The sequence below is a fragment of the Streptomyces sp. NPDC043952 genome (genome assembly GCF_056435325.1).
In genome coordinates this window covers 169,749-187,171 of record NZ_JBWKES010000011.1, presented here as the reverse complement: position 1 = coordinate 187,171, position 17,423 = coordinate 169,749, and the positions used below count along the sequence as shown (strand labels likewise).

Annotated in this window: 16 protein-coding genes; 8 read left to right on the top strand and 8 right to left on the bottom strand. The window is 72.2% G+C overall.

From position 1 onward, the window contains the following. Positions 1 to 160: 160 nt before the first annotated feature. Complete coding sequence (locus AC069R_RS15920) at positions 161 to 1,399, top strand: threonine aldolase family protein (RefSeq protein WP_478767381.1); 1,239 nt, start codon at positions 161 to 163, stop codon at positions 1,397 to 1,399. Between the two features lie 37 nt (positions 1,400 to 1,436). Here the strand turns inward: AC069R_RS15920 and AC069R_RS15915 are convergent, their stop codons facing one another. Further along, positions 1,437 to 2,108 carry a response regulator gene (locus AC069R_RS15915; protein ID WP_478767380.1) on the bottom strand — a complete coding sequence of 224 codons (672 nt, stop codon included), beginning with the start codon at positions 2,106 to 2,108 and terminating at the stop codon, positions 1,437 to 1,439. A 31-nt stretch (positions 2,109 to 2,139) separates the two neighbouring features. Next, the gene (locus AC069R_RS15910) at positions 2,140 to 3,345 is read right to left on the bottom strand and encodes a sensor histidine kinase (RefSeq protein WP_478767379.1); all 1,206 of its coding nucleotides are present in this window, start codon (positions 3,343 to 3,345) and stop codon (positions 2,140 to 2,142) included. A gap of 118 nt (positions 3,346 to 3,463) precedes the next feature. Here AC069R_RS15910 and AC069R_RS15905 point away from each other — a divergent pair, with 118 nt between their 5' ends. After that, the gene (locus AC069R_RS15905; RefSeq protein ID WP_478767378.1) at positions 3,464 to 4,486 is read left to right on the top strand and encodes an SAM-dependent methyltransferase; all 1,023 of its coding nucleotides are present in this window, start codon (positions 3,464 to 3,466) and stop codon (positions 4,484 to 4,486) included. Between the two features lie 108 nt (positions 4,487 to 4,594). Here AC069R_RS15905 and AC069R_RS15900 read toward each other — a convergent pair whose 3' ends face one another. The 3 genes from AC069R_RS15900 to AC069R_RS15890 form a co-directional block, all read right to left on the bottom strand. Further along, complete coding sequence (locus AC069R_RS15900; protein WP_478767377.1) at positions 4,595 to 5,746, bottom strand: NADH-quinone oxidoreductase subunit D; 1,152 nt, start codon at positions 5,744 to 5,746, stop codon at positions 4,595 to 4,597. An 85-nt stretch (positions 5,747 to 5,831) separates the two neighbouring features. Further along, positions 5,832 to 7,268, bottom strand: a complete 1,437-nt coding sequence (locus tag AC069R_RS15895) for a hypothetical protein (protein WP_478767376.1) — start codon at positions 7,266 to 7,268, stop codon at positions 5,832 to 5,834. 96 nt (positions 7,269 to 7,364) lie between these two features. After that, the gene (locus AC069R_RS15890) at positions 7,365 to 8,489 is read right to left on the bottom strand and encodes an alpha/beta hydrolase (protein WP_478767375.1); all 1,125 of its coding nucleotides are present in this window, start codon (positions 8,487 to 8,489) and stop codon (positions 7,365 to 7,367) included. 228 nt (positions 8,490 to 8,717) lie between these two features. Here AC069R_RS15890 and AC069R_RS15885 point away from each other — a divergent pair, with 228 nt between their 5' ends. The 6 genes from AC069R_RS15885 to AC069R_RS15860 all read left to right on the top strand — a co-directional run bounded on the left by AC069R_RS15885 (position 8,718) and on the right by AC069R_RS15860 (position 13,847). Further along, the gene (locus tag AC069R_RS15885; RefSeq protein WP_478767374.1) at positions 8,718 to 10,532 is read left to right on the top strand and encodes a phosphatidylglycerol lysyltransferase domain-containing protein; all 1,815 of its coding nucleotides are present in this window, start codon (positions 8,718 to 8,720) and stop codon (positions 10,530 to 10,532) included. Positions 10,533 to 10,600: 68 nt separating this feature from the next. Beyond that, the gene (folP, locus tag AC069R_RS15880; RefSeq protein WP_478767373.1) at positions 10,601 to 11,503 is read left to right on the top strand and encodes a dihydropteroate synthase; all 903 of its coding nucleotides are present in this window, start codon (positions 10,601 to 10,603) and stop codon (positions 11,501 to 11,503) included. Continuing rightward, complete coding sequence (locus tag AC069R_RS15875) at positions 11,500 to 12,036, top strand: nuclear transport factor 2 family protein (protein WP_478767372.1); 537 nt, start codon at positions 11,500 to 11,502, stop codon at positions 12,034 to 12,036. Before folP ends, AC069R_RS15875 begins: the two co-directional genes overlap by 4 nt. A gap of 271 nt (positions 12,037 to 12,307) precedes the next feature. Then, positions 12,308 to 12,667, top strand: coding sequence for a dihydroneopterin aldolase (folB, locus tag AC069R_RS15870; RefSeq protein ID WP_037660356.1), 360 nt, complete (start codon positions 12,308 to 12,310; stop codon positions 12,665 to 12,667). Continuing rightward, positions 12,664 to 13,275 (top strand): 2-amino-4-hydroxy-6-hydroxymethyldihydropteridine diphosphokinase, encoded by a 612-nt coding sequence (gene folK / locus AC069R_RS15865; protein ID WP_397984735.1) that lies wholly within the window; start codon positions 12,664 to 12,666, stop codon positions 13,273 to 13,275. Before folB ends, folK begins: the two co-directional genes overlap by 4 nt. Before the next feature lie 80 nt (positions 13,276 to 13,355). Beyond that, a complete protein-coding gene (locus AC069R_RS15860; RefSeq protein ID WP_478767371.1) occupies positions 13,356 to 13,847 on the top strand; it encodes a DUF3180 domain-containing protein in 492 nt (163 codons plus the stop codon). A 36-nt stretch (positions 13,848 to 13,883) separates the two neighbouring features. On the opposite strand, the gene folE is transcribed toward AC069R_RS15860, so the two are convergent. From folE to hpt, 3 genes are all read right to left on the bottom strand, one after another. Beyond that, positions 13,884 to 14,489: a GTP cyclohydrolase I FolE gene (gene folE / locus AC069R_RS15855; protein ID WP_478767370.1), complete on the bottom strand. Its 606-nt coding sequence runs from the start codon at positions 14,487 to 14,489 to the stop codon at positions 13,884 to 13,886. 122 nt (positions 14,490 to 14,611) lie between these two features. After that, the gene (ftsH, locus tag AC069R_RS15850; RefSeq protein WP_397987221.1) at positions 14,612 to 16,651 is read right to left on the bottom strand and encodes an ATP-dependent zinc metalloprotease FtsH; all 2,040 of its coding nucleotides are present in this window, start codon (positions 16,649 to 16,651) and stop codon (positions 14,612 to 14,614) included. A 220-nt stretch (positions 16,652 to 16,871) separates the two neighbouring features. Beyond that, positions 16,872 to 17,411 carry a hypoxanthine phosphoribosyltransferase gene (hpt, locus tag AC069R_RS15845; protein ID WP_478767369.1) on the bottom strand — a complete coding sequence of 180 codons (540 nt, stop codon included), beginning with the start codon at positions 17,409 to 17,411 and terminating at the stop codon, positions 16,872 to 16,874. Between the last annotated feature and the right edge of the window lie 12 nt (positions 17,412 to 17,423).

Sequence of the window (17,423 nt, the reverse complement as noted above, 5' to 3'; positions counted from 1 at the left end):
CCGCTTCGGGTACCGGACGATGTACCGGACGATTTCTCGTCATGTTAACGCTATCTCGGTCCGCCGCCGACCGGTTGTCCACAGGCTGTGGGTTTCACCACGCGGGTCGCGCCCGTATATGCGGTGCCACGCGCGGCCCCGGCGCGGCATGATCCCAGGCATGACCGAGACATCCGGGCAGGACCAGGACACGGAACCGACCGGGCAGGAGACGGAACCTGCGAGCGGGGAGCGGGCGGAGCCCACGGCCGGGGAGCGGTGGGCGGCCGTACGGCGGCGGGGCGCGCGCCGGCTGAGCCACGCGCCCGCGGGCGACTCGGTCCGCGACCGCCTCGCGGACCTGGCGGAGGCGGGCGCGGAGGTGTACGACCTGGACGAACCGGCCGACGTCTACGGCAACCGGATCGTCGCCGCCCTGGAGGAACGGGTCGCCGCGCTGCTGGGCACCGGGGACGCCGCGTTCTTCCCCACGGGCACCATGGCCCAGCAAGTGGCGCTGCGCTGCTGGGCGGGCCGTACCGGCAACCCCGCGGTGGCCCTGCACCCGCTGTCCCACCCCGAGGTGCACGAGCGCGACGCCCTCAGCCAGGTCAGCGGGCTGCGCCCGGTGCACGTGGGCAGCGGGACCAGCCTGCCGACGGCCGCGGAGATACGCGACCTGGCGGAGCCCTTCGGGACGCTGATGCTCGAACTGCCGCTCCGGGACGCCGGTTTCGTGCTGCCCACCTGGGAGGAGCTGACCGAGCTGGTGGAGGCGGCGCGGGAGCGTGACGCGGTGGTGCACTTCGACGGCGCGCGCCTGTGGGAGTGCACCGAGCACTTCGGGCGCCCCCTGGCGGAGATCGCGGGCCTGGCCGACAGCGTCTACGTGTCGTTCTACAAGTCCCTCGACGGCCTCGGCGGCGCCGCGCTCGCCGGGCCGCGCACGCTGGTCGAGGAGGCGCGGACCTGGCGGCACCGGTACGGCGGGCAGGTCTTCCAGCAGTTCCCGACCGCGCTGTCCGCGCTGATCGGCCTGGAGCGCGCGCTGCCCCGGCTGCCCGAGTACGTCCGCCACGCGCGCGTGGTCGCCGCCGCGCTGCGCGAGGGGTTCGCCGAAGCGGGGCTCGCCTGGGCGCGGGTGCACCCCGAGGTGCCGCACACCCACGAGTTCCAGGTCTGGCTGCCGTACGAGCCCGAGGTGCCGGCCGAGGCGGCGCTGCGGCAGGCCGAGGAGACCTCGGTGGCCCTCTTCCCCGGCCACTGGTCCGGCGCCGCGGGCCCCGGCATGGCCCGCACGGAGGTCTCCGTGCGGGCGTCCGGCCTGGAGTGGACGGCGGAGGATGTGCGGGCCGCCGTACGGGAGTTCGCGCGGCGGCTGCCGGGGCGGGAAGGGGGCTCGCCGGGGGTCGCCGGGTGATCCGGCGGCGGTAAGGCGCGGGCGGCGGAGGCGGGTGTCAGCCGTGGCCGCCGGCCCGCACCAGGCCGGTCTCGTAGGCAAGCACCACCACCTGCACCCGGTCCCGCAGCCCCAGCTTGGTGAGGATGCGGCCCACATGGGTCTTCACGGTCGCCTCGGACAGCACCAGCCGCGCCGCGATCTCCCCGTTGGACAGACCCTGCGCGACCAGCACCATCACCTCGCGCTCCCGCTCGGTGAGCCGCTCCAGCTCCTTGTGCTCGGGGTCCCGGCCGCCGGAGGGCAGCATCGGCGCGAACCGGTCCAGCAGGCGCCGCGTGGTCGAGGGCGCCACCACGGCGTCACCGCTGTGCACGGCGCGGATGGCGGCCAGCAGCTCACCGGGCGGCACGTCCTTGAGCATGAAGCCGGACGCGCCCGCCTTCAGCCCGGAGAAGGCGTACTCGTCCAGGTCGAACGTGGTCAGGATCAGCACCTTGGGCGCGTCCGGCTGCGCGCAGATGCGCCGGGTGGCCTCCACGCCGTCGAGCTTGGGCATGCGGACGTCCATCAGGACGACGTCGACCGCGGTGGAGCGCAGCGCCTCCAAGGCCTCGACGCCGTCCCCCGCCTCGGCGACGACCTCCATGTCCGGCTGGGCGGCGAGCACCATCCCGAACCCGGTGCGCAGCAGCACCTGGTCGTCGACGAGCATCACGCGGATCGTCATCGGGGTCCTTCTTCCATCCGTCTTCGGTGACTCAGTGCGCCGGTTTGAGCGGCAGAAGTGCGCTGATGCGGAAGCCCCCGCCGGGACGCGGCCCGGCGTCCAGGGTGCCGCCGACCATGCCGACGCGTTCGCGCATCCCGATCAGTCCGTGCCCCCGGCCGTCGGCGCCGCCCTCCTCGTACAGCTCCTGCGGGGCGCCCTTGCCGTCGTCCTCCACGAGCAGGCCCAGACCGTCGTCGAAGTACACCAGACGAACGCTCGCACCCGCGTTCGGCCCGCCGTGCTTGCGGGTGTTGGTGAGCGCCTCCTGCACGATCCGGTACGCGGTCAGCTCCACCCCGCTGGGCAGCGGGCGCGGGGTGCCCTCCACCCTGAAGTCGACGGGCAGGCCGGAGCTGCGGCACTGCTCGATCAGCTCGTCGATCTGCTCGACGTCGGGCTGCGGGACGTACTCCCCGCTCTCCTGGTGCTCTCCGGTGCGCAGCACGCCCAGCAGGCGGCGCATCTCGGCGAGGGCCTGCCTGCCGGTCGAGGAGATCGTCTCCAGGGCCTTCCTGGCCTGGTCGGGGGCGGCGTCCAGGACGTAGGCGGCGCCGTCGGCCTGGACCACCATCACGGACACGTTGTGCGCGACGACGTCGTGCAGTTCGCGGGCGATCCGGGCGCGCTCGGCGGCGACCGCGACCTTCGACTGCGCCTCGCGCTCCTTCTCCAGGCGGGCCGCGCGCTCCTCCAGCTGGGCGAAGTAGGCGCGCCGGGTGCGCATGGAGTCGCCGAGCACCCAGGCGAGCGCGAACGGCACGGTCTGGAAGGCCACGATGGCGAGCCGCCCGGCGAAACTGGAGTGCTCGGCCGGCCAGCGCAGCTGCGCCATGGCCGCGGCGCAGAAGCTGGCCGCCAGGGCGAGCCGGGAGGCCCAGCGCGCGCCCATGGTGGCGACCGTGTAGGCGATCACCAGCAGCGCGAAGTCGGCGACGCCCGTCTCCACGTCCAGCACGAGCTGGGCGAGGCCGGTGGCGAGCGCCAGCAGCAGCATCGGCTCCGGGAACCGGCGGCGCAGCGCGACGACGACGCACAGCACGGCGGAGACGGCGATCCCCGCGCCGAGCGATGCCCGGTGGCCGGGCGTGCCGCGCAGATTGGCCTCGCTGAGCGCCGACAGCGCGAACAGGACGACGGCCCAGAAGGAGTCGACCCCGGTCGGGTGGCGGCGGAGGAAGTCGTAGAGGCGCTGCACGTAACCCAGAGTAGGGAAACGGAATGCCCGCACGGGTCAACCGGAGGGCCGATCCGGGCCCGGCGGACGTACTCCCCAAGGTGGAGGAGATGATCATCTGGGCGCCTAGTCTGGTGCCGTGACGCAGCAGAGGCCGGGGCAGGAGCGGGAGGCGTCCGGTGGCGCGGGTCCGCGGGGCTGGCGGGCGGCGGCCGAGGCGGCCCTGTACGGCCCGGCCGGCTTCTACCGGCGACCGGAGGGGCCCGCCGGGCACTTCCGTACGTCCGTGCACGCCTCGCCGCTGTTCGCGCGGGCCGTGGCGGAACTGCTCCGCCGGGTCGACACGGCGCTGGGACGGCCCGCGGCGCTGGACTTCGTGGACATGGCCGCCGGGCGGGGCGAGCTGGTCGCCGGGGTGCTCGCCGCCCTGCCGGCCGAGGTGGCGGCGCGCGTGCGGCCGTACGCCGTCGAGATCGCCGGCCGCCCCGCGGGCCTGGACGAACGCGTCGACTGGCGCGCGGAGCCGCCGCGGGAGATCACCGGGCTGCTGTTCGCCAACGAGTGGCTGGACAACGTGCCCGTGGACGTGGCGGAGACGGACCCGGCGGGCGTGCCCCGGTACGTGCTGGTCGGCGCCGACGGCTCCGAGCGCCTCGGCGCCCCGGTGACCGGCGCGGACGCGGACTGGCTGGCGCGCTGGTGGCCGCCGGGCGAGGAGGGGGCGCGGGCGGAGATCGGGCTGCCCCGCGACCGGGCGTGGGCAGCGGTCGCGGGGCGGGTGACGCGGGGGCTCGCGGTGGCCGTGGACTACGCGCACACCATCGGCGCGCGCCCCCCGTTCGGCACCCTCACCGGCTTCCGCGCGGGCCGCGAGACGACCCCGGTACCGGACGGGACCTGCGACATCACGGCCCATGTCGCCCTGGACGCGTGCGCGGCGGCATCCCCGGCCCCGGCGCGTCTGCTGACCCAGCGCGCCGCCCTGCACGCCCTCGGCATCACCGGCGCGCGCCCCCCGCTCGCGCTCGCCTCCTCCGACCCCGCCGGGTATGTGCGCGCCCTGGCGGGTGCCGGGGAGGCCGCCGAACTCACCGCCACGGGCGGCCTCGGCGACTTCGGCTGGCTGGTCCAGCCGGTGGGCATCCCGGACCCGCTGGCCTGAGCCGGCCTGCCTGGCTTGGCGATGCCGCCTACTTGTCGATGCCGTCGCTTACTTGTCGATGCCGTCGGCTACTTGTCGATACCGACGCCTACTTGTCGATGCCGTCGGCTACTTGTCGATGTCGCCGACCACGAAGAACATCGAGCCCAGGATCGCCACCATGTCCGCCACCAGCGTGCCGGGCAGCAGTTCGGTGAGCGCCTGGATGTTGTTGTACGACGCCGAGCGCAGCTTGAGCCGGTACGGGGTCTTCTCGCCCTTGCTGACCAGGTAGTACCCGTTGATGCCGAGCGGATTCTCGGTCCAGGCGTACGTATGGCCCTCGGGCGCCTTCAGCACCTTCGGCAGGCGCTGGTTGATCGGTCCGGGCGCCAGCTCCGCGATCCGGTCCAGGCAGGCGTCCGCGAGGTCCAGCGCGTTGTGCGTCTGCGCGAGCAGCACCTCGAAGCGGGCGAGGCAGTCGCCCTCGCTCCGGGTGACGACCTCCAGCGTGTCCTGGAGCTCGCCGTACGCCAGGTACGGCTCGTCGCGGCGCAGGTCGAAGTCGACGCCCGAGCCGCGCGCGATGGGCCCGCTCACGCCGTAGGCGTGCACCGCCTCGGGAGCGAGCGCGCCGACCCCGCGCGTGCGCCCCCGGAAGATCTCGTTGCCGAGCACCAGGTCGTCGAAGACGTCCATGCGCGAGCGCACCGCGGCGACAGCGGCCCGGACGCGCGCCGTCCACCCGGCGGGCAGGTCCTCCTTGAGGCCGCCGACGCGGTTGAACATGTAGTGCATGCGCCCGCCGGAGACCTCCTCCATGACGTTCTGGAGCACCTCGCGCTCGCGGAACGCGTAGAACACCGGCGTGATGCCGCCCAGTTCCAGCGGGTAGGAGCCGAGGAACATCAGGTGGTTGAGCACCCGGTTCAGCTCGGCGAGCAGGGTGCGCGTCCACACCGCGCGCTCGGGAACCTCCATGCCGAGCATCCGCTCCACGGCGAGGACCACGCCCAGCTCGTTCGAGAACGCCGACAGCCAGTCGTGGCGGTTGGCCAGCATGATGATCTGCCGGTAGTCCCGCGCCTCGAAGAGTTTCTCGGCACCGCGGTGCATATAGCCGATCACCGGCTCGGCGCGCACGATGCGCTCCCCGTCCAGCACCAGCCTGAGCCGCAGTACGCCGTGCGTGGACGGGTGCTGGGGCCCGATGTTGAGCACCATGTCGGTGCTCTCCGCGGCACCGCCGATCCCGACCGTGGTCTGCGTCGTAGGACTCATGCCCCCAGTCTCCCCCATGCCGGGACACGCGAAGGCCCGGCTCCCTGTGTGCGGGGGCCGGGCCTTCGCCGTGGACGTGCCGTCGTCAGGAGGCCGCGCTGCGCAGCCCCTGGAGGTCGATCACCTCGGTCTCGTCGTGCGCCGTCAGGTCGATGACCTGGCCGACACCGCGCGCGCTGTCGTCGGCGGGCTTGAACTCCGCCTCCGCCTCGGCCTTGTGCACGGCCAGCGCCTCCTGGCCGACGACATCGGCCAGGTCCTCGTTCTGCACGGCGTCCAGCGCGGCCTTCGGCGCCGCCTTCTGCGTGCCGAAGAAGTCGAAACCACCCTCGGCCAGCGGGCGCCGCGCGGGCGATGCCGGTACGACGGCCACGGCGGTCGGCACGGTGAAGTGCCCGGCGGTCGCCCCCACGGGAGCCTCGGAAGCGGCGGACACGGCGGAACCGGCGGCGGAGGCCGCGGGGACTGCGGAAGCCTCGGGAGTCGTGGGGGCCCCGGCAGACGCAGGGGCCTCGGGGACCGAGGACGCCTCGGGAGACGTGGGTACCTTGGGGGCCCTACCGGTCTCGGGGGCGTCCGGGGCGTCCGGGGCCTCCGTCGCCTGCGACACCGCGGGCTCGCCGGCCTTCGCGTGCCCCTCGGCCGTCAGCGGCCGGTCCTGCGCCGCCTCGCCGCCCGGTACGTTCTGAACGCCCTCGGCGTCCTCAAGGCTCCCAGCGCCCGCCGCACCCCCGGCTTCCGGCGTGTCCTCCGTCCCGGCCTCCGGCGCGACCCCGGCCCGCGCCTCGCCCAGCCCGGCTATGTCCCCCTCGGCACCCTCCCCTTTGGCACCGGCCCCCTCGGCGGTGGCGGACCCGGCGCTCCCGGCGGAATCCCGCTCGAACGCGGCGAGCGCCCGCAGCGCCTGCCCGTACAGCTTGGCGCCCCCGGCCGAGAAGACGTCGTACGCCTTCCCGGTCCCGGCGACGGCCTCCGGCTCCCCGCCACGGGCCGGCGGCAGGGCCGGAGAGGCCGTCCGGGACGCCGGCGAGGGCGCCGTGCGCCCGGCCGGCTCCAGCGCGGGCGGGCCCGACTCCAGCTCCAGCAGGCGGCGCCCCTCCAGCGCGCTGGCGCGCTCGGTCTCCGCGGTGGCGTAGCGGCGCAGCAGGGCGGCGTGCTCGTTGCGCAGGCCCGCCAGTTCGGCGCGCTTGGCGCGCAGCCGCTGCTCCAGCTTGGCGCGCAGTTCGCGCGACTCCTCCAGGTCGGACTCCAGCTCGGCGACCCGTTCCTCGAAGCGCCATTCGTCGCCGGCCCGCGCGCGGGTGAGGTCGGCGACCTGTTTGCCCGCGTGGATGTCCCAGCGGCGCATCACGAACGCGCCGGCGATCGCGGTCGCCGCGGCGGCCCCGGCCAGCACGCGCAATACCGCGGCCTCGGAGAAAACCCAGGGGCCCAGCGCGCACGCGACGGATACGCCGGCGATCGCGGAGGGGGGCAACAGCCGGTGCAGAGGCGGGGAATGGCGGTGGCGTCCACGTGGCATGGCCAGAAACTTACCGCGCGTAGGCGAATGATGGACCCCCGCCCCGCAAAAACACGGCCATCGCGCGCGCTTCACAGGGCGTCAGGATCCAAACGTTCAGTGCGAGACAAGCCGGGCGCCGAGCCACTGGAGCGCCGCCGGGATCTCCCGCCGCCAGGTGTTGAAGTTGTGGCCGCCGCTCGGGAGGATGATCGAAGAAATCCTGGTCACGTTCGTGTCCTGGACGTTCTTGATAAACCGGAGCGTGTCCTTGTAGTTGTGCTCACCGATTTTGCTGCTGGTGACCAGCAGTGACGTTTCGGGGGCCGACTGGTGCTTGAGCACCCAGAAGAGGTTGGCACGATCGCGCAGGTTCTTGTCACCGTGGAACAGGTCACCGGTGGTCGCGTCGATCGGGGCCTTGTAGTACGGCGACAGGCCCACGGCGGCGGCGTACGACTTCGGGTGGTGCATGGCGATCTTCAGCGCGCAGTACCCGCCGGTCGAGTCACCGATGATGCCCCAGCTCGCGGGCGTGGGGTCCACCCGGTAGCGGCTCATCACCGAGTCGCGCAGGTCCTTGGCGAAGAAGGTCTCCACCTTCGGGCCGCCGGGCACGTCCACGCACTCGGTGTCCCGTGGCGGCGCCACCGACGGGCGCAGCATCACCAGGATCATCGGCTGCATCTTGCCGCCCCTGGCGAGCCGTTGCGCCGTGGTCGGGTAGTGCAGCTTGTCCACCAGCGCCTGCGCGGTGCCGGGGTAGCCGGTCAGCACGACGGAGACCGGGAACTTGCGGTGGCGCCCGCCGGGCTGGAAGTACTCCGGCGGCAGGTACACGAACGCCGGCGCCGCGATCTTCGTCGTACGGCCCAGGATGTCCACCTTCTGCACCTGCCCGGACACCTGCGGCGCCCCGCTGCCCATCCCGAGGACCCGTGCGGTGGAGACCACCCGGACCGGGCTGCCGGCGCCGTCCGCTATGTGGTCGACGACCACGCCCTGGCCGTTCTCCTGCCCGAACAGGTCCGCCCAGCTGGCGTAGAAACCGAAGGCCTGGTTGGCGGCGAGGCCCACCGAGGCGAACACGGCGACCTGGGTGGCGAGCAGCAGTCCGACGCGCCCGCCGATCGCCCGCCAGTTCTGCCGGGCGAGGCGCGGCCACAGCCACACCGTGCCCGCGAACAGCACCACGGCGAACACGATCGCCAGCATCAGGACCTTGTTGCTCGTGAGACCCATGAAGACTGTTCCTGCCTGCGCTCTCGGCCCGTTGCGCCGCCACGCCCGCTCGCGTGGGTTTGCCCGGGGCTTTCCTCGGCCTTTGGCCCGACTTTCCGGTGGGGAGTGAACCTCTCTCCCCCAGACACCGTCCTAGAGGGCGCAATGTCACCGGATGCCCGATCGGGCCCGGGTTCAAGGTCTCTCGCAGAACTACGGGATGCGATGTCTGTCAGGATAGATGGGGAAATGTCGGGCGGGGTTCCGGGCCGATCAAGCCGGGCGCGGCGCATACTGCGCGGCCCGCGCCCCGAGGCCGTCCCCGGCCTGGTCGGCAGGGCGGTCGCCCTCGTCGGCCTCCTGGACATCGCCGCCGGGGTCTTCCCGCGCTTCCGGCACAGCCGTATGCACGCCATCGCCGAGGTGCTGCCTGGGTCCTTCGGACCCTTCGCGGCGGCGCTCTCGCTGAGCGCCGGTGTGCTGTTGCTGCTGCTCGCGCACGGACTCAGGCGGCGCAAGCGCCGGGCGTGGCGCGCGGCGGTCGCGCTGCTGCCGGCCGGTGCGGTGGCCCAACTGGCCTACCGGCACTCGCTGGTGGGCGTGCTGATCGCGATCGTGCTGCTGGTGCCGCTGGTGTGGCACCGCCGGGAGTTCGCGGCCCTGCCGGACCCGCGCAGCCGCTGGCGGGCGCTCGCCAACTTCGTGCTGATGAGCGCCGGTTCGGTGGCGCTCGGACTGGTCATCGTCAGCGTCCACCCGCACCGCACGGTGGGCGACCCGAGCCTGGCCGACCGGCTCACCCATGTCGTCTACGGACTGGTCGGCTTCGAGGGCCCGGTCGACTACCAGGGCGCGACCTCCTGGACCGTCGCCTTCTCGCTCGGCGCGCTCGGCTGGCTCACCGCCGTCACCACGATCTACCTGGCCTTCCGCCCCGAGCACCCGGCCGCCCAGCTCACCGAGGACGACGAGGCGCGGCTGCGGGAGCTGCTGGCCAAGCACGGCCGCCGCGACTCCCTCGGGCACTTCGCGCTGCGCCGCGACAAGGCGGTCGTCTTCTCGCCCAGCGGCAAGGCGGCGGTCACCTACCGCGTCATCTCCGGCGTGATGCTCGCCAGCGGCGACCCCATCGGCGACGTCGAGGCCTGGCCGGGCGCCATCGAGCGCTTCATGGACGAGGCCAAGGCGCACTCCTGGACCCCCGCGGTCGTGGGCTGCTCGGAGACCGGGGGCGAGGTGTGGACCCGCGAGACCGGCCTGGACGCCCTGGAACTGGGCGACGAGGCGGTGGTGGACGTGGCGGATTTCTCGCTCGCCGGGCGCGCCATGCGCAACGTCCGGCAGATGGTCAAGCGCATCGAGCGGGCCGGCTACGAAACGCGGGTACGGCGTGTCCGTGACCTCGGCGACGCGGAGCTGGAGCGCGTCCGGCGGGCCGCGGAGGACTGGCGCGGCACCGACACCGAGCGCGGCTTCTCCATGGCGCTGGGCCGCATCGGCGACCCGTCCGACGGCGACTGCCTCATAGCCACCGCCCACAAGGCGGACGAGGACGCCGGCGAGTACGGCGACCTGAAGGCGATCCTGCACTTCGTGCCCTGGGGCCAGGACGGCGCCTCGCTCGACCTGATGCGCCGCGACCGCAGCGCCGACCCCGGCATGAACGAACTGCTGATCGTGGCCGCCCTCCAGGCCGCCCCCAAGTTCGGCATCACCCGTGTCTCGCTGAACTTCGCCATGTTCCGCTCCGCCCTCGCGCGCGGCGAGAAGATCGGCGCGGGCCCGGTGCTGCGCGCCTGGCGCGGGCTGCTGGTGTTCCTCTCGCGCTGGTTCCAGATCGAGTCGCTGTACAAGTTCAACGCCAAGTTCCAGCCGCGCTGGGAGCCGCGCTTCATCGTCTACCGCGCCACCACCGACCTGCCCCGCATCGGCTTCGCCACCATGCAGGCCGAGGGCTTCGTCAACCTGGCCCTGCCGCTGCCCCGCTTCCTGCGCCGCCGCCGCCCGGCCGCCGAACGCCCGTGCGCCCACGCGGTGACCGAACGGGACGCCCGAGCGGCGTGATCACCCTTCCCGGCGCCGCCCGAGCACTCCGGGCCGTGGCGGCGCCGTCCGGGGCCTACGCTGAACGTATGAACAACCACAGCGGGCGCGGCCGAGTGGCGGGCCTTCCGGCCTGGGACCGGTGCGCGGTCATGGGGGTCGTGAACGTCACCCCCGATTCCTTCTCCGACGGCGGCCGCTGGTTCGACACCACCGCGGCCGTCAAGCACGGCCTCGACCTGGTGGCGGAGGGCGCCGACCTGGTGGACGTAGGCGGCGAGTCCACCCGTCCGGGCGCCACCCGGGTGGATGAGGAAGAGGAGCTGCGGCGGGTCGTCCCGGTCGTGCGCGGACTCGCCTCCGAGGGCGTCGTGGTCTCCGTGGACACCATGCGCGCATCGGTCGCGGCCCGGTCCCTGGAGGCCGGCGCGGCCCTGGTCAACGACGTCAGCGGCGGGCTCGCCGACCCCGAGATGATCCCGGTCGTCGCCGACGCCGGTGCCCCCTTCGTCGTGATGCACTGGCGCGGCCCCCTCAAGGGCGCCGCCGTCCACGGGGTTTACGACGACGTCGTCCGCGAAGTCGTCGGCGAACTGCGCGACCGGGTGGACGCCGTGCTGGCCGGGGGCATCGCGCCCGACCGGATCGTGGTCGACCCCGGCCTCGGCTTCTCCAAGGAGGCCGAGCACGACCTGGCCCTCCTCGCCCACCTCGACCGGCTGCACTCCCTCGGTCACCCGCTGCTGGTGGCCGCCTCCCGCAAGCGGTTCCTCGGCCGCGTCCTCGCCGGACCCGGTGGCGCGCCCCCACCCGCCCGCGAGCGCGACGCCGCCACCGCCGCCGTCTCCGCGCTCGCCGCGCGGGCCGGCGCCTGGGCCGTACGCGTGCACGAGGTGCGCGCCACCGCGGACGCCGTAAGGGTGGCCCGCGCGGTCGAAGCGGCCCGGACGGCGGACGGTACGACGGGCCGGACGACGGACGGAGCCCGGTGAGCGCCCCGCACACCGACGTCGAACAGGTCGAGGCCGCCAACACCGCCTTCTACGAGGCCCTGGAGCGCGGCGACTTCGAGGAGGTCTCCGCCCTCTGGCTCACCCCCGCCGACCTGGGCGTGGACGAGGAGTACCACGACCCCGCGGACAGCGGCGTGGTCTCCTGCGTGCATCCGGGCTGGCCGGTGCTCACCGGGCGCGGCGAGGTCCTCAGGTCGTACGCCCTGATCATGGCGAACACCGACTACATCCAGTTCTTCCTCACCGACGTCCATGTCTCCGTCACCGGGGACACCGCGCTGGTGACCTGCACCGAGAACATCCTCAGCGGCGGTCCCGCCCCGGCGGACGGCGATGAACTCGGGCCGCTGGTCGGCCAGCTCGTCGTCGCCACCAATGTGTTCCGGCGCACGCCCGAGGGCTGGAAGCTGTGGTCGCACCACGCCTCGCCGGTGCTCGCCGAGACCGACGACGACTCCGAGGCCGACGACGGCGCCGGCGGCCTGGATCCGGACGACGGCCCCCTCGCCTGAGCGAGCGGGAACCGGTCCGGGAAGAGGGCGGGCGGCCGGTTCGGTTCCCGGAAGTGGCTGGAATCACCTACCCCTGGGTACGACCGGCCACCAGCCCTTGACGCGACCGGGTTCACCAGGGAGAACGGTCGGTGAACCCGGCCACTCGCGGCCAAACCCGCGCCCCTGGAGCCCGGCGTTGTCGGTGCCCGCAGGTAGATTCGTGTGCGACCGGTGTCTCGCCCGCACGCGGTACGGCCGGTCCTTCCCGACGATTGCAGGAGTGATTCGCGTGGATCGTGTCGCGCTGCGCGGCCTGAAGGCCCGCGGGCACCATGGTGTGTTCCCCAGAGAGCGCGAGGAGGGCCAGACCTTCCTCGTGGACCTCGTCCTGGGCCTGGACACCCGGCCGGCCGCGGCCGACGACGACCTGACGAAGACCGTGCACTACGGCGTCGTGGCCGAGGAGGTCGTGGCCGTGGTCGAGGGCGAGCCGGTGAACCTCATCGAGACCCTCGCCGAGCGGATCGCCCAGACCTGCCTGAAGCACGAGGGGGTCCAGGAGGTCGAGGTCTGCGTCCACAAGCCGGACGCCCCGATCACCGTCCCCTTCGACGACGTGACCGTCACCATCACCCGGAGCCGAGTATGACCCGACCTTTCGTCCAGGGTCACAGTGACCCGACCGTCCAGCCGGTGCCCCAGTCGGTCGTCGAGCGGGTGGACGCGGCGGACACCACCCTCCAGAACCCCAAGTGGGCCGTGATCTCCATCGGTTCCAACCTCGGCAACCGCCTGGAGACCCTCCAGGGCGCCGTGGACGCGCTGGAGGACACGCCCGGCGTCCGCGTGAAGGCCGTGTCGCCGGTCTACGAGACCGAGCCCTGGGGCGTCGAGCCCGGCAGCCAGCCGTCGTACTTCAACGCGGTCGTGGCCCTGAAGACCACCCTGCCGCCGTCCTCCCTGCTGGAGCGGGGGCACGCCATCGAGGAGGCGTTCAACCGCGTCCGCGACGAGCGCTGGGGCCCGCGCACCCTGGACGTGGACATCGTCGCCTACGCCGATGTCACCTCCGACGACCCGCAGCTGACCCTGCCCCACCCGCGCGCCCACGAGCGCGCCTTCGTGCTCGCGCCCTGGCACGACGTGGACCCCGCCGCCCAGCTCCCCGGCCGGGGCCCCGTGGCCGACCTGCTCGCCGCCGTCACCCGCGAAGGTGTCGAGCCACGCGCGGACCTGGAACTCCGACTGCCCGAGTAGTCGTTAAGGTCAACGACGACCCGGCAGTCGCACATCCGGGCATCATCCGGGACCCGGTCCGGGGGAACTGAAGGGACACCGTGAGAGAGCTGCGCATCAGGGTGCTGGCCGGCGTGTTCGTCGTGGCGGGCATCCTGTCCTGGGCGGGCGCCCGCCTCTGGAACTCGATCGGGACCCTGCCCAGCGTCCCCCTGGCCGCACCCGTCGTGCTCGCCCTGATCGCCGTGGTCCTGCTGGCCACGGCGCTCTCGCTGCGGGCCCGCTTCAAGGCCCAGCGCGAGCGGCGCCCCGGCGCCAAGGGCGTCGACCCGCTGATGGCGGCCCGCGCGGTCGTCTTCGCCCAGGCCAGCGCCCTGGTCGCCGCCCTCGTCGCCGGGATGTACGGCGGCACGGGCGTGTTCCTGCTGGAGCTGCTCGACCTCCCGGCCCGCCGCGACCAGGCCTTCTACGCCGGGTTCTCCGTCCTCGCCGGCCTCGCCGTCATAGCGGCCGCCCTCTTCCTGGAGCGCGTCTGCAAGCTCCCCGAGGACGACGACCAGGACCACCCCCAGGGCGCGGAACCGGCGGCGTGACCGCCGGTCCCCCGGACCCTGCCGCGAAACCCCGGTTCAGCGCGCCATGATCAGGCTCATGGCCTCGTTGCGGGTCGCCGCGTCCCGCAGCTGACCGCGCACCGCGGACGTTATGGTCTTGGCGCCCGGCTTGCGGATGCCGCGCATCGACATGCACATGTGCTCGCACTCGACGACCACGATCACGCCGCGCGGTTCCAGGATCTCCATCAGGGAGTCCGCGATCTGCGTGGTGAGCCGCTCCTGCACCTGCGGCCGGCGGGCGTAGACGTCCACCAGGCGGGCCAGCTTCGACAGACCGGTGATCTTCCCGGAGACCGACGGGATGTAGCCGACGTGCGCGACGCCCCGGAACGGCACCAGGTGGTGCTCACAGGTCGAGTACACCTCGATGTCCTTGACCAGGACCATCTCGTCGTGGCCCAGGTCGAAGGTCGTGGTGAGGACGTCCTCGGGCTGCTGCCACAGGCCGGCGAAGATCTCCCGGTAGGCACGCGCCACCCGCGCCGGCGTCTCCCGCAGCCCCTCGCGGTCGGGGTCCTCACCGATGGCGATCAGCAGCTCGCGTACGGCGTTCTCGGCGCGCTTCTCGTCGAACTCGCCGACGGGGCGCTCGCTGTCCAGCGTCACCGGGTCGGTCATTGGGTGCCTCGTTCCTGTCGTCCCACGTGCGTGCATACGAAAAATGCCGCGCCCCCCAGGCTAGAACCTGGGGGGCGCGGCGTTCATTCCGGGCCCGAGTGGCCGGGAAGCGACCGGTGCGGTCAGCTCTCCGGGCGCTCCTCCGGGGTCTGGTCCGTCACGGGGGCGGACTCGGTGGCGGTGGTCTTGACCGTGCTGATCGCGGCCGTCGTGCCGTTCGCACCGTTGGTCAGTGCCAGCTCCTTGGGGGAGAGCACCGGCGGGCGGGTGGACGGGGTGCGGCGCGAGGAGCCGGTCCAGGCGGGCCGGGCCGGGCGCTTGACGATCGAGGAGAAGATCTCGGCGATCTCCTCCTTGCCCAGCGTCTCCTTCTCCAGCAGCTGGAGGACGAGGTGGTCGAGCACGTCGCGGTTCTCGACCAGGATCTCCCAGGCCTCGTTGTGCGCCGTCTCGATGAGCTTCTTGACCTCTTCGTCCACCAGCGCGGCGACCTCTTCCGAGTAGTCGCGCTGGTGCGCCATCTCACGGCCGAGGAAGGGCTCGCTGTTGTCGCCGCCGAACTTGATGGCGCCGAGCCGCTCGGTCATGCCGTACTGGGTGACCATCGCGCGGGCCAGGTTGGTGGCCTTCTCGATGTCGTTGGCGGCACCGGTGGTCGGGTCGTGGAAGACCAGTTCCTCGGCCGCCCGGCCGCCCAGCATGTAGGCGAGCTGGTCGAGCATTTCGTTGCGCGTGGTCGAGTACTTGTCCTCGTCCGGCAGGACCATGGTGTAGCCGAGGGCGCGGCCGCGGGACAGGATGGTGATCTTGTGCACCGGGTCGGAGTTCGGCGAGGCCGCCGCGACCAGGGCGTGACCGCCCTCGTGGTACGCGGTGATCTTCTTCTCCTTGTCCGACATGATCCGGGTCCGCTTCTGCGGGCCCGCGACCACACGGTCGATCGCCTCGTCCAGCGCCTTGTTGTCGATCAGCTTCTGGTCGCTGCGGGCGGTGAGCAGCGCCGCCTCGTTCAGCACGTTGGCCAGGTCGGCGCCGGTCATGCCGGGGGTACGGCGGGCGACGGCGGACAGGTCGACGTCGGGTGCGACCGGCTTGCCCTTCTGGTGGACCTTGAGGATCTCCAGGCGGCCCTGGAGGTCCGGCGGGTCCACGGCGATCTGGCGGTCGAACCGGCCGGGACGCAGCAGCGCCGGGTCCAGGATGTCGGGCCGGTTGGTCGCCGCGATCAGGATCACGCCGCCCTTGACGTCGAAGCCGTCCATCTCGACCAGCAGCTGGTTGAGGGTCTGCTCGCGCTCGTCGTGACCACCGCCGAGGCCGGCGCCGCGGTGGCGGCCGACCGCGTCGATCTCGTCCACGAAGACGATCGCCGGGGCGTTCGCCTTGGCCTGCTCGAACAGGTCGCGGACGCGGGAGGCGCCGACACCGACGAACATCTCCACGAAGTCCGAGCCGGAGATCGAGTAGAAGGGCACCCCGGCCTCGCCCGCGACGGCACGCGCCAGCAGGGTCTTGCCGGTACCCGGACGGCCGTAGAGCAGCACGCCCTTGGGGATCTTGGCGCCGACGGCCTGGAACTTGGCCGGCTCCTGGAGGAACTCCTTGATCTCGTGGAGCTCCTCGACGGCCTCGTCACAGCCGGCGACGTCGGAGAACGTCGTCTTCGGGGTGTCCTTGGTGATCAGCTTGGCCTTGGACTTCCCGAAGTTCATGACTCGGGAGCCGCCGCCCTGCATCTGGTTCATCAGGAACAGGAAGACGACGACGATCAGAACGAACGGCAGCAGGGAGAGCAGGACGCCGACGAACGGGTTCTGCTTCGACGGCGAGATGGTGTAGCCGTCGGGGATCTGCTTGTTCTGGTACCTGGTCTGGAGATTGTCGGCGAGCTGAGCGCCCTGGTCGCCGATGTAGCTCGCCTGGATCTTGGAGCTGCCCTCGACCTTCTGACCGTTCTTGAGCGTGACCTTGATGGTCTGCTCGTCGCCGGTGGTCAGCTTGGCCGACTGGACCCTGTTGGCATTGATCGCCGCGACGACCTGGCCGGTGTCCACCGACTTGTAGCCGCCGGACGAGCCGACGACCTGCATCAACACGACCACGGCAAGGACGGCCAGCACGATCCACATGACCGGCCCACGGAAGTATCGCTTCACGTCCATCCATACGGAGCGGTGCCGCCCCGTCCCTCCTGCCATAGTGAGTTTGATAAGACAGTTCTTCCGACGGTACCCCAGCCTTGGCGCCCGAAGCCGCGCGAAGCCGTTTCGAGAGCCGGGAAACCCGTCTCTGCAAGCTTCAACGGCACGGGACCCGCCGGGGTTCCCGATCACCCCACCGGGCTTGGGCCGAGTGGCTCAGCCCACGAGCCCGGTGACGGGGTCAGCCGCCGTAGACGTGCGGCGCGAGCGTACCGACGAACGGCAGGTTCCGGTACTTCTCGGCGTAGTCCAGGCCGTAACCGACGACGAACTCGTTCGGGATGTCGAAGCCGACCCACTCCACGTCGATGGCGACCTTGGCGGCGTCCGGCTTGCGCAGCAGCGTGCACACCTTGAGGGAGGCGGGCTCGCGCGAACCGAGGTTGTTGATCAGCCAGGACAGGGTCAGCCCGGAGTCGATGATGTCCTCGACGATCAGGACGTCGCGGCCCTTGATGTCGGTGTCGAGGTCCTTGAGGATGCGCACGACACCGGAGGACTGGGTGCCCGCGCCGTACGAGGACACGGCCATCCAGTCCATGGTGACCGGGGTGGACAGCGCCCGCGCGAGGTCCGCCATGACCATCACCGCGCCCTTGAGGACGCCGACGATCAGCAGGTCCTTGCCCGCGTACTCCGCGTCGATCTTCGCGGCCAGCTCGGCCAGCTTGGCGTCGATCTCTTCCTTGCTGATGAGCACCTTCTCGAGGTCGGCACCCATGTCTTTCGCGTC